The sequence below is a fragment of the Nocardioides sp. Root151 genome (assembly GCF_001427925.1).
Classification (GTDB): Bacteria; Actinomycetota; Actinomycetes; order Propionibacteriales; family Nocardioidaceae; genus Nocardioides.
Genome location: NZ_LMGG01000001.1, coordinates 1,454,156 through 1,465,857 on the forward strand (window position 1 = coordinate 1,454,156; position 11,702 = coordinate 1,465,857).

Annotated in this window: 12 protein-coding genes; 3 read left to right on the top strand and 9 right to left on the bottom strand. The window is 68.3% G+C overall.

Translation table 11 applies throughout. The annotated features are described in order from the left end of the window. Positions 1–167 precede the first annotated feature (167 nt). Genes ASD66_RS06905 through ASD66_RS06940 form a run of 8 tightly spaced genes read right to left on the bottom strand, consistent with a single transcriptional unit; the run spans position 168 to position 8,538 of the window. Entirely contained in the window at positions 168–1,319 is a 1,152-nt protein-coding gene (locus ASD66_RS06905) for an acyl-CoA dehydrogenase family protein (RefSeq protein ID WP_056890387.1), read from the bottom strand. 1 nt (position 1,320) lies between these two features. Continuing rightward, positions 1,321–2,190, bottom strand: coding sequence for a 3-hydroxyacyl-CoA dehydrogenase family protein (locus ASD66_RS06910; protein ID WP_056890388.1), 870 nt, complete (start codon positions 2,188–2,190; stop codon positions 1,321–1,323). A 1-nt stretch (position 2,191) separates the two neighbouring features. Further along, on the bottom strand, positions 2,192–2,968 hold the full coding sequence (locus ASD66_RS06915) for an enoyl-CoA hydratase/isomerase family protein (protein ID WP_056684769.1): 777 nt from the start codon (positions 2,966–2,968) through the stop codon (positions 2,192–2,194). A 2-nt stretch (positions 2,969–2,970) separates the two neighbouring features. Continuing rightward, positions 2,971–4,170, bottom strand: coding sequence for a 3-oxoadipyl-CoA thiolase (gene pcaF / locus ASD66_RS06920; protein WP_056890389.1), 1,200 nt, complete (start codon positions 4,168–4,170; stop codon positions 2,971–2,973). Beyond that, positions 4,167–5,780: an AMP-binding protein gene (locus ASD66_RS06925; protein WP_056684763.1), complete on the bottom strand. Its 1,614-nt coding sequence runs from the start codon at positions 5,778–5,780 to the stop codon at positions 4,167–4,169. The genes pcaF and ASD66_RS06925 overlap by 4 nt, the downstream gene beginning before the upstream one ends. 14 nt (positions 5,781–5,794) lie before the next feature. Beyond that, a complete protein-coding gene (locus ASD66_RS06930) occupies positions 5,795–6,535 on the bottom strand; it encodes an SDR family NAD(P)-dependent oxidoreductase (protein WP_056684759.1) in 741 nt (246 codons plus the stop codon). Positions 6,536–6,564: 29 nt separating this feature from the next. Continuing rightward, positions 6,565–7,710, bottom strand: coding sequence for an acyl-CoA dehydrogenase family protein (locus tag ASD66_RS06935; protein ID WP_056684756.1), 1,146 nt, complete (start codon positions 7,708–7,710; stop codon positions 6,565–6,567). A gap of 30 nt (positions 7,711–7,740) precedes the next feature. Further along, the gene (locus tag ASD66_RS06940) at positions 7,741–8,538 is read right to left on the bottom strand and encodes an enoyl-CoA hydratase-related protein (protein ID WP_056890390.1); all 798 of its coding nucleotides are present in this window, start codon (positions 8,536–8,538) and stop codon (positions 7,741–7,743) included. Between the two features lie 145 nt (positions 8,539–8,683). Here ASD66_RS06940 and ASD66_RS06945 point away from each other — a divergent pair, with 145 nt between their 5' ends. Further along, positions 8,684–9,349 carry a TetR/AcrR family transcriptional regulator gene (locus ASD66_RS06945; protein WP_056890391.1) on the top strand — a complete coding sequence of 222 codons (666 nt, stop codon included), beginning with the start codon at positions 8,684–8,686 and terminating at the stop codon, positions 9,347–9,349. Between the two features lie 12 nt (positions 9,350–9,361). Here the strand turns inward: ASD66_RS06945 and ASD66_RS06950 are convergent, their stop codons facing one another. Next, a complete protein-coding gene (locus ASD66_RS06950) occupies positions 9,362–10,693 on the bottom strand; it encodes an MFS transporter (RefSeq protein WP_056890392.1) in 1,332 nt (443 codons plus the stop codon). Positions 10,694–10,805: 112 nt separating this feature from the next. Between ASD66_RS06950 and ASD66_RS24105 the strand changes: the two genes are divergently transcribed. After that, positions 10,806–11,240 carry an FAS1-like dehydratase domain-containing protein gene (locus tag ASD66_RS24105; protein WP_082599351.1) on the top strand — a complete coding sequence of 145 codons (435 nt, stop codon included), beginning with the start codon at positions 10,806–10,808 and terminating at the stop codon, positions 11,238–11,240. Then, a complete protein-coding gene (locus tag ASD66_RS06960; RefSeq protein WP_056890394.1) occupies positions 11,237–11,584 on the top strand; it encodes a MaoC/PaaZ C-terminal domain-containing protein in 348 nt (115 codons plus the stop codon). The genes ASD66_RS24105 and ASD66_RS06960 overlap by 4 nt, the downstream gene beginning before the upstream one ends. Positions 11,585–11,702: the final 118 nt, after the last annotated feature.

The window sequence follows — 11,702 nt, forward strand, 5'->3', positions numbered from 1 at the left end:
GGCCGGGATCGACGCCGACTCGTACCAACCAGCCAGCTGCGGCTTCACCTTCGACTCGACGTACTTGCGCACCGTGTCGCGGATCGCGACATCCTCCTCTGACAGGAGGGAGTCGGTGTTGACGAAGCCCAACGGGCTCTGCGGTGAGGTGACCATGAGGAGTCCTTTCAGAGGAAGGCGCTGATGCCGGTCTCGGCGCGCCCGATGAGGAGTTTCTGGATCTGGGAGGTGCCTTCGTAGAGCGTCATGACCCGCGCATCGCGCATGTACTTCTGCACCGGGTACTCGTCGACGTACCCGTAGCCACCGAAGGCCTGGATGGCGAGGTTGGCGGCCTTCACGGCCGCCTCGGAGGCGAAGTACTTGGCCTTGGACGCCTCGGTCGCGAACGGGATGCCGCGCTCGATCATGTCCGCGGCCCGCCAGGTGAGCAGTCGCGCCGCATCGGCGTCGATGGAGATCTCGGCGATCATGTCCTGGATCATCTGGAACGACGCGAGCGGACGACCGAACTGCTTGCGCTCCTGGCTGTAGGAGACCACGGCCTCCAGGCAGCCCTGGATGATCCCCGTGCAGCCGGCGCCGACGGAGACCCGGCCCTTGTCGAGGGACTTCATCGCGAGCTTGAAGCCCTCACCCTCGGCTCCGACCATCGCGCTGGCCGGCACCCGGACCTTGTCGAAGCTCAGCTCGGCGGTGGCCTGGCCACGCAGGCCGAGCTTGCCGTGGATCTCGGTTCGGGTGAAGCCGGGAGCGTCGGTGGGCACCAGGAACGCCGAGACGCCCTTCGGGCCGGGCTCGCCGGTGCGGGCGAAGACGATGCACACGTCAGCCCAGGTGCCGTTGGTGATGAAGATCTTGTTGCCCGTGATCAGGTAGTCGTCGCCGTCCCGGACGGCGCGCGTCTTCAGGTTGCCGGCATCCGAACCGGTGTCGGGCTCGGTGAGTCCGAAGCAGCCGAGCTTGGTCCCGTTCGCGATGCCGGGAAGCCATTCCTGCTTCTGCTCCTCGGTGCCATGCTCCAGCACGATCTTGCCGAAGAGGCCCATCGAGACCGACACGATGCCGCGCACCGAGGAGTCGGCCCGCCCGAGCTCCTCCATGCCGATGCAGTAGGTGATGTAGTCGCCGCCGAGGCCGCCGTACTCCTCGGGGATGGTCAGCCCGAAGAAGCCGATCTCCCCGAGCTTCGGGATGATCGCGGTGTCGACGGACTCGCGACGATCCCACTCCGCACGATGTGGCACGACCTCGTTGTCGAGGAACTCCCGGGCCAGCTTCTGGAAGCCGAGCTGGTCCTCGGTCAGGGTCAGGTCCATCTCAGTGGTCTCCTTCTGTGTAGTCGTACCAGCCCTTGCCGGTCTTGCGACCGAGCTCGCCCGCCTCCACCTTCTCGGTGACGCTGCGCGAGGGGGCGTCGGCGGGGTCGCCGGTCTCCTCGAAACGGCCCTGCTTGGTGTAGTAGCCGATGTCGATGCCGGTCAGGTCCATCAGCTCGAACGGACCCATCGGGTAGCCCAGCGCGGTGCGGGCAGCGGTGTCGATCGCCTCGACCGACGCGTAGCCGCCCTCGAGCAGCCGGATCGCCTCGTCGCGCACGGCACCCAGCAGGCGGTTGGCGATGAACCCGGGGATCTCCTTGTCGAGCACGACGGGGAGCTTGCCGATCCGCTCGGTCAACGCGACGGTCGCATCGACCGTGGCGTCGGAGGTCTGCGGACCTCGCACCACCTCGACGCACTTCATCACCAGGGCAGGGTTGAAGAAGTGCATGTTCACCACCCGGTCGGGGCGGCCGGTGGCATCGGCGATCCTGGAGGGCACGAACGACGACGAGTTGGTGGCCAGGATCGCGTGCTCAGGGGTGAGCCGATCGAGCTCGGCGAACAGCTCGCGCTTCACGTCGAGCTTCTCCACGGCGGCCTCGATGACGAAGTCGACGCCCTCCGCGGCGGGCGCCAGGTCCGTGTCGAAGGACAACCGGGCGAACGCCGCGTCACGCTCCTCGGCGGAGAGTCGGCCCTTGACGACGTTGCGGTCGACCCGGGCACGCAGCTCGGACTGCGCCTTCTCCAGCGAGGCCTCGGCCAGGTCCTGCACCGCCACCTCGAGGCCGGCCAGCGCACAGACCATGGCGATCTGCGAGCCCATCGCACCCGAGCCGACGACCAAGATCTTCTGGATCTCCATGTCAGCTCCCGGTGAACGCGGGACGGCGCTTGGCGAGGAACGCCTCGGTGCCCTCCCGCTTGTCGTCGGAGGTGTAGAGCAGCGCCTGGGCCAGCCGCTCGACCACCAGGCCGGTGTGCTGGTCGGCGTCCATGCCGGTCCGCACGACGAGCTTGGCCAGCCGGACGGCGAGCGGGCCCTTGGCCAGGATCTGGCCGGCCACCTCGGCGGCCTTCGTCAGCAGGTCACCACGCGGCACGACACTGGTGACCAGCCCGGCTGCCAGCGCCTCGTCGGCCGGCATCATCCGACCGGTCAGGATCATCTCGATGGCGCGCCCGGTGCCGATCAGCCGGGCCAGCCGCTGCGTCCCGCCGGCTCCGGGGAGCACGGAGAGGTTGGTCTCGGGCAGGCCGAAGCGGGCGTTGTCGGAGGCAATGCGGATGTCGCAGGCCATCGCCAGCTCGCAGCCGCCTCCGAGGGCGAACCCGTTGACCGCCGCGACGGTCGGCTTCTCGAACGCCTCGACCTCGTCGTACAGCCTCTGCATCTCGGAGGCCAGCCCGGTGTGCAGTGTGTAGTCGGCAAGCTGGGAGATGTCGGCACCCGCGACGAACGCCTTCTCCCCCGCACCGGTGAAGACGACCGCGCCGATCTTCTCGTCAGTGCGGGCCCGGGCGAGGAAGGCTCGGACGTCGTCCTGCACCTCGCGGCTGACCGCGTTGCGCACGTCGGGGCGGTTGATGGTCACGAACGCCACCGCGTCGGTGACGTCCACGAGCAGGGTGTCGTAGTCCATCGTCAGACTCCTTCGAAGAGCACGGAGATGCCTTGGCCGACGCCGACACACATGGTCGCCAGCGCCCGGCGGGCACCCCGGTCGGACAGTTCCAGGGCCGCGGTCAACGCCAGCCGTGCGCCGCTTGCCCCCAGTGGGTGGCCCAGGGCGATGGCGCCCCCATTGGGGTTCACGTGGTCGGCGTCGTCCGGCAGGTCGAGTCCGCGCAGCACGGCCAGCGCCTGCGACGCGAAGGCCTCGTTCAGCTCGATCACGTCGAGATCCGTGACCGCCAGGCCCTGTCGGTCGAGCAGCTTGCGGGTCGCGGGCACCGGTCCGACACCCATGGTCCGCGGGGGTACGCCGGCAGACGCACCGGCGGTGACGCGGGCCAGCGGGGTCAGCCCGTAACGCTCGACCGCTGCGGCCGAAGCGACCAGCACGGCCGCGGCGCCGTCGTTGACCCCCGACGCATTGCCCGCAGTCACACTGCCCCCGGCCACGATCGGCCGAAGCGCTGCGAGCTTCTCCAACGAGGTCTGGCGCGGGTGCTCGTCGACGGAGACCACCACGTCGTCGCCGCGCCGCTGCGGGACGGTGACTGCAACGATCTCGCGGGCCAGGCGCCCGTTCACGATCGCCTTCGCCGCGCGCTCCTGCGAGCGCAGGGCGAAGGCATCCTGGTCCTCGCGGGAGATGCCGTGCTCGTCGGCGACGATCTGGGCGGTCGCCGGCATCGAGTCGGTGCCGTACTGCTCGTGCATGCGCGGGTTCACGAAGCGCCACCCGATCGTGGTGTCGTGCACCTCGGTCGCGCGCGACCAGGCGGATCCCGCCTTGGGCAGCACGAACGGCGCCCGGGTCATGCTCTCCACTCCCCCGGCGATCACCAGGTCGGCGTCGCCGGCACGGATGCTGCGGGCCGCGGTGGCCACGGTGTCGAGACCGGACCCGCACAGTCGGTTCATCGTGGTGCCGGGGACCTCGACCGGGAGGTCGGCGAGCAGGGCGGCCATCCGAGCCACGTTGCGGTTGTCCTCGCCGGCCTGGTTGGCGCAGCCCAGGATCACGTCGTCGACGTTCGCCCAGTCCACGGAGGGCAGGGATGCTGCGAGTTCCCGGATCACGTGGGCGGCCAGGTCGTCGGGGCGTACGCCGGCCAGTGCGCCGCCGTACCGTCCGATCGGGGTGCGGACCCCGGCCACCAGGAATGCCTCGGTCATACCTTCACCTGGTCCCTGAGCTGGAACTTCTGGATCTTGCCGCTGGGCGTCTTGGGGAAGTCGGCGAGCACACGCAGGTACTCGGGCCAGTACTGCTTGGCCACGCCCTTGCCCGCGAGGAACTGCTGCATCTCCTCGAAGGTGAAGTCGTCGACGCCGTCCTTGAGGATCACGCAGGCGCAGGCCCGCTCCTGCAGGCGCGGGTCGGGTACGGCGACCAACGCGACCATCTCGAGCTTGGGGCTCTCGTAGAGCACGTTCTCGATGTAGGAGACCGGGATGTTCTCGCCACCGCGGATGATCACGTCCTTGGTGCGGCCGGAGAGGCTGACGTAGCCCTCCTCGTCGATCCTGGCGAGGTCACCGGTGTCGAACCAGCCGTCCTCGAAGAGGTCGCGGGTCATCTCGAGACGCTTCGCGTAGCCGACGAAGAGGAACGGGCCGCGCACCTGCAGTCGACCCTCCTCCCCCGCGGGCACCGTCCTGCCTTCCGGATCCACGGTGCGGATCTCCATGCCGGGCCACGGAAAGCCGTCGCGCTCGATGATCTTGTCCTCCGGGTCACCGGGGATACCGAGCGTGACGAGGCCGTTCTCGGACTGGCCCCAGCCACCGAGCACCACCATGTCCGGCAGCTGCTCCTTGGCCTCGCGCACGATGGCCCGGGGAATCGGGGCCCCCATGCAACAGAATCGGGTGAGCGACGAGAGGTCGTGATCGGCCAGGTTGTCGGCCTGGAGGGTGTCGTGCAGGAACGGAGTGGCTGCCGACGTGTAGCTGATGCCGTGCTCGGCCACCAGCTCGACGAAGCGATGCGCGTCCCACACGTCCTGGAGGACCGCGGTCGCACCGTTCTGCACGTTGAGCCGGGCGCCGTACAGGAACCCGGTCAGGTGGGCCAGTGTCGAGGCCATGTGGAAGACGGTGTCGCTGGTGATCCCGAGCCGCTCCGGCAGCGCGTCGTTGGCGGCGACCACGGTGTTGTGGGTGTGCATCACGCCCTTGGGCTCACCGGTCGTGCCGGAGGTGAAGATCAGCAGGGTGACGTCGTTGGGGTCGGGGCGCATCGTTGCGAGCTCGGTCGCCTCGCGGTCGGTCCGACGGTGGAGGAAGCTGTTCCAGGAGTCCTCACCGTCACCGTCGACGACCAGCACGTGCTCCAGCGCCGGCCAGCCTCCACGCAGCTCCTCGACCATCGCCGGGTAGTCGAACCCACGGAACTCCTGCGGAACGACGATCACCTTCGACTCGGCGAGACCCACCATGAAGCCGACCTCGCGCTGCCGGTAGATCGGGATCAGCGGGTTGCTGATCGCGCCGATCCGGGTGGCGGCGTAGTGCACGACGACCCACTCGATCCAGTTGGGCAGCTGGAAGGACACCACGTCGCCGGGCTGCACCCCCAGGTCGAGCAGCCGGAGCGCGGCCCGGTCGACCTCGTCCTTCAGCCCGGCGTAGGTCACCGACCGTCGGGGGTCCACGAAGGCCACCTTGTCCGGCGTACGGCCGGCCCAGTCGTCGAGGTAGTCGGTGATGGTGCGGTCGAGCCAGTAGCCCTTGCCGGTGTGGTCGGCGACCATCTCGGAGGTCAGGATCGTCTCGAAGCTCATGGCGGGTTCTCCGGTCAGCTCATGGTGAGACCGCCGCTGACGCTGACGGTCTGGCCGGTGACGAAGTTGGCTTCGTCGGAGGCGAGGAAGGCGACGACGTTGGCGAGGTCCGAGGGCTGCCCGAGGCGCTTGAACGGGATCGCCCTGGTGAGCGCCTCGCGCAGCTTGTCGCCGCCCATGGAGGCGAACAGTGCGGTGTCGGTGGGGCCGGGGCACACGCAGTTGACGTTGACCTGGCTGCGCGCCATCTCGCGGGCCGAGGCCTTGGTGAACGCGATGACGCCACCCTTCGCGGCCGAGTAGACCGCCTCACCCGAGGAACCCACCCGACCGGCGTCGGAGCCGAGGTTGACGACGGAGCCGAAGCCCTGCTCGGCCATGATCGGCAGCACCGCCTTGGAGGTGTTGAGCACTCCGTAGAGGTTGATCTGGATGATGCGGTCCCAGGTCTCACGTTCGGAGTCGACGAACGCCTCACCCTTGTCCCAGCCGGCGTTGTTGACGAGGACGTCGATGCGGCCGAACTGGTTCCTCACCTGGTCGACCATCACGTCGACCGACTCCGGGGAGGTCACGTCGGTGCGGATGCCGACGGAGTCGTTGCCCAGGCTGTCGGCGGTCTCCTTGGCGGTTGCCTCGTTGATGTCGGTCACCACCACGGTGGCACCCTCGGCCGCGAGCTTCTCCGCGATGGCCTTGCCGATGCCTTGCCCGGCGCCGGTCACGATCGCGATCTTCTTGTCGAGCTTTCCCATGGTTGAACTCCTTGGTCTGGTGTCGGTGGTCAGGGCGCGTAGGCGCGGCCGAGCAGGTCGCGGGAGATGACCAGCTTCGACACCTGGGCGGTACCGTCGCCGATCTCGAGGCCGATCACGTCGCGCAGCCGCTGGCCGACCGGGCTCTCGGTCGAGTAGCCCAGGTGCCCGAGCGTGAGCAGGCACTGGTGGATCACGTCGACCGACAGCTTCGGCGCCCAGAACTTCGCCATCGCGGCCTCGGCCGAGTGCTCGAGGTCGTTGTCCTTCTTCCAGAGCGCCTCGAGGCAGACGTGTCGGGCGCCGGTGATGTACGTCGCGTGCTCCGCGAGTGGGAACGCCACCCCCTGGAACTTGCCGATCGGCTGCCCGAACGCTTCGCGATCACGCGCCCACTGGGTGGCCTCGTCGAGGGAGGCCTGGGCAGCGCCGAGGCAGGCCAGGCCGATGATCGCCCGGGAGTAGTCGAAGCCCTGCATCACCGAGACGAAACCGTCGCCCTCGTTGCCGATCAGGTCGGCGCGGGTGACCGGCGTACCGTCGAAGTGCAACGACGCGCGGCCGATGGCGCGGCTGCCGAGGTCGTCGAACGCGGCCCGGCCGACGCTCTCGTGGCCGAGGTCGACCCAGAAGGCGCTGACGCCCCTGGCCCCGGGACCACCGGTGCGGGCGAGCACCACGGCGCGGTCGGCCGCCATGCCCAGGGTGATGGAGGTCTTCTCCCCCTGGAGCTTCCAGCCATCGCCGTCGGGCACCGCCTTCAGCTCCAGGCTGGCCGCATCGGTGCCGTGGCCCGGCTCGGTGATGCAGATGCACGGCACGGTGGTGCCGTCGGCGATGCCGGGCAGCCAGGCCGCCTTCTGCTCGTCCGTCGCATTCCGGACGATCACGTCGCTGATCAGGGCGGTGTTGATGATGACGTACGTCGCGTTGAAGTCGGCGCGACCCACTTCTTCAGCCGCCAGTCCGGCGATCACGGCGGTGGCCGCCTGCCCGCCGTACTCCTCGGGAATGCGGAGTCCGGTCAGCCCGAGCCCTGCCATGTCGAGCGCGAGCTGGCGACGGAACTCAGCCGCCTTGTCGTCGCTCTGGTAGTGCGGGGCGAGCACCTTCTCCGCGAACCGGCGCACCTCCGTACGGAAGGCGTCCTGCTCCTCGTCGAGTGAGTAGTCCATGACCGTCTCTCCTTGCCTCGAGTCGCGGAATCAGTGCCAGTTGGCGTGCTTGGCGAACTCGGGAGCGCGCTTCTCGGAGAAGGCTGCGGCGCCCTCAAGGCCCTCGGGCGCGGCGACGAAGAGGTCGAGCGCCGACATGGCCAGGTTGGACAGACCGCCCTGGTGGTCGGTGTCGGCGTTGAACGACTGCTTGAGGAAACGGATCGCGGTGGGGCTCTGCCTACCGATGTCGGCGGCGACCTTCTTCGCCTCGTCCATCAGGTCACCGGCGGGGACGACCCAGTTGACCAGGCCCCAGTCCTCGGCCGTCTTCGCGTCGTACTGCCGGGTGAGGTACCAGATCTCGCGGGCCCGCTTCTCGCCCACGACCCTGGCCAGGAAGGCCGAGCCGTAGCCGGCGTCGAAGGAGCCGACCCGCGGGCCGGCCTGGCCGAACTTCGCGGTGTCGGCGGCGATGGTCAGGTCTGCCAGCACGTGGAGCACGTGTCCCCCACCGACCGCGATGCCGTTGACCGCGGCGATGACGGGCTTGGGGATGTCGCGGATCGCCTTGTGCAGGTCGCCGATCATGAAGCGGCCGGACTCGCTCGGGCCGTAGTCACCGGTCTCGGCTCGCTGCTTCACGTCACCGCCGGTGCAGAAGGCCTTCTCGCCGGCACCGGTGAGGATCACCGACTGCACCTGCGTGTCGGCCCACGCCAGCTGGAAGGCCTTGAGCAGTTCCTCCACGGTCTGGGCGCGGAACGCGTTGTAGCGGTGGGGGCGGTTGATCGTGACGATCGCCGCGGTGTCCTCAACGACGTAGGTGATGTCTTCGAAGTTCGTCATGTCGGCGACCTTTCGGATCGAGTGGCTGCGGGGAAATGAATCTTGGTTCACTGCGAATGAATCTAGATTCATTTCATGGACCGTGTCAAGAGGATCCATGCGATAAAGTGAATGGCAGTTCATTTTCGAAGCCCCAGGAGACCGCATGTCGATCGACACCGATCCCGCCGAGGCGGCACGCCAGGCCCGTGCCGAGCAGCGCAGCGCGCAGCTGCTCGAGGCGGCAGCACGCCTGATGGACCGCGACGGTCCTGAGTCGGTGTCGATGCAGTCCCTCGCCACCGAGGCCGGGGTGAGCGTCGGGCTGATCTACCGCTACTTCGGCGGCAAGGACGAGCTGCTGCTGGCCGTGATCCTCAACGTCCTGGACGCATTCGGCACCGAGGTCCCCAAGGCGATGGACGAAGCCGGCGAGGATCCGGTCCATCGCCTGGCCGCAGGGGTGCGCGCGCTCTGCGAGGTCATCGACGACCAGCGCTACGCCGTCGTCCTGACCTACCGCGCGACCAAGCAGCTCAGCCCGGAGGGACGCCACCGCATCATGGAGCTCGAGCTCTCCACGATGGAGCCACTCCGCGAAGCCCTGCGGGCCGGCCAGGAGAGCGGCGCCTTCGAAGTCATCGACGTCGACCTCGAGGCCTACAACGTGCTGCTGCTGACGCACTCCTGGGCCCTCAAGCACTGGTACTACGAGCGGCGCTACACCGTCGAGGAGTTCGCCACCATGCAGACCGCGATCGCCCTGCGGGCACTCATCCCGCCACGCCAGCGCCGCAAGTACGCCGCCCTGCTCGGCAACGCCGGCGCCTGAACCCGACGTCGGTCATGCCACCACGGCCGGCACTCCGCTCACGGTCGCACCCGAACCATCCAGCACCTTGGCCCGAGTGTCACTCAGGCGAGCCACGCAAGCGATGCTGAGCAGGCCCATGGCGGCCAGGTAGATGCCGATGGACGGCGTGCCGAAACGTGCAGCCAGGCTGGCGGCAATGACCGGCGGGATGGACCCGCCCAGGATGCCGGCCAGGCTGTACGCCACGCCGGCCCCGGTGTAGCGGTAGCGGGTGGCGAACAGCTCCGGCACGTAGGAGCCGACAGGGCCGTAGATCAGGCCGACACCCACCATGGTGAGGCTGAGCGCCGCAGTGAAGCTGACCGCGCCGGAGCCGTCCAGGATCCGGAAGACGACCAGTGCCCAGCCGGTGGCGAAGACGTTCCCGGCAATCACGAGTGTCTTGCGTCCCACCCGGTCGGACAGCTTGGCGGCGACGATCGTGGTGACCGCGAAGACCACACCGGCAACGATGTTGCTCGTCAGCACCGCAGTGCGCTCGAGACCGAGCTCGGTCGACGCGTAGCTGGTCAGGTAGCTGACGCCCAGGTAGAAGGACGCGAAGAGGATCGTCAGGGCACCGGCGACCAGGAGCACCTCGCGCCACTGGTGACGGAAGACGTCAGCGAACGGCAGCCGGACCACGGCGTCGCTGCTGCGGACCTTCTTGAACGACGTCGTCTCCTCGATGGTCAGCCTGATCCAGAGGCCCACCGCAATCAGTGCGATGCTCACCAGGAACGGGATACGCCACCCCCAGGCCATGAACTGACCGTCGGTCAGGAACAGTGCGGCTGCCAGGTACGTCGCACTGGAGAGGACCAGGGCGATGCCCGGGCCGAGCTGGGGGTACATGCCGTAGTGGCCCCGCTTGGCGGCGGGAGCATTCTCCGCCGTGAGGAGGGCGGCACCGGCCCACTCACCCCCGACGGCGAGGCCTTGGGCCAGGCGCATCAGGACCAGGATGACCGGCGCAGCCACCCCGATCGTTCCGGCGGCCGGCAGGACGCCGACGACGAGCGTGGCGATGCCCATCAGCAGCAAGCTGACCACGAGGGTTCGCTTGCGACCGATACGGTCGCCGTAGTGCCCGAACACCACGGCACCCAGCGGCCGCGCGACGAACGCGACACCGAAGGTGGCGAACGACGCGATCAGCGCCGCCGCGGAGCCGAGGCCGGGAAAGAAGAGCGTGGGGAAGACCAGTGCTGCGGCCGTGCCGTAGATGTAGAAGTCGTACCACTCGATCGTGGTTCCCGAGAGGCTGGCGAAGGCGACTCGGCGCATCTGCGCCGCGCCGAGTTCCTGCTGTGAATCGGACATGGGTCTCTCCAGATGTGTGAGATGAATCTCAGTTCATAGCGAGTGAACCTAAGTTCATTTCTGATGGGGTGTCAACGAGACGCCGACACCGCCTCACTTCAGGGAGTCACCGATGGGCACGCAGACCGACCCCGCACCGGAAGTCGCCTCGATCCGGATCACACGTGATGGAGTTCGAGATTTCTCAACCAGCATTGGGGAAACGCGACCGATGTATCACTCCGTCCGATCCGCTCGAGCCGGCGGACATCCCGATCTCCTGGTGCCGCCGACCTACCTCTTCGGTCTCGCGCTACGGACCGGTAATGCGTTCGGGTGGGCCAGTGAGAGGGGCTTCGACATGACCCGAGCGCTGCACGGCGAGCAGTCCTTCGACTACGCCGAGATGGTGTACGCCGGAGACACGGTCACCCTCTCCTCGACGTGCAGCCAGGTCGAGCAGCGTGCCAGGTTCCAACGGATCGCTCGCACCACCGAGGTCACGCGCGGAGGGCGCCCGGTCGCTCGACTCGTGACCCTCCTCCTGTGCCCGGAGGTGGCTTCGTGAGGCTCGAAGCTCCCACCATCACCCGGGAGACGCTCGCGGCGTTCGCCGCCACCTCCGGTGATGGCAATCCCGTGCACCTGGACCCGGAGGCTGCCCGGGCAGCAGGTCAGCCCGACGTGTTCGCGCACGGCATGCTGTCGATGGCCTGGCTCGGACGTCTGGTCACCTCGGCGTTTCCGCAGGCACGACTCGCCGGCCTGACGGTGCGTTTCACGGCGGTGACTCCGCTGGGCGCCGAGCCGGTCTTCACGCTCGAGCGCGTCGACGAGACCTCAGTGTGCCTGCGCGGGGAGCTCGCCGACGGCACCGTGACCGTGGTGGGCCGGGCAACCCTGCACGTCTGAGTCAGGCCGGACCTGTCGCACCCGTCGTGGGACGGCGGACCCAGCCGCGGGTCACACGCGGTTGGTGTGTTCGGCGATCGACAGGGCGAAGCGCTGTTCGAGGTGTGTGCCGTCGATG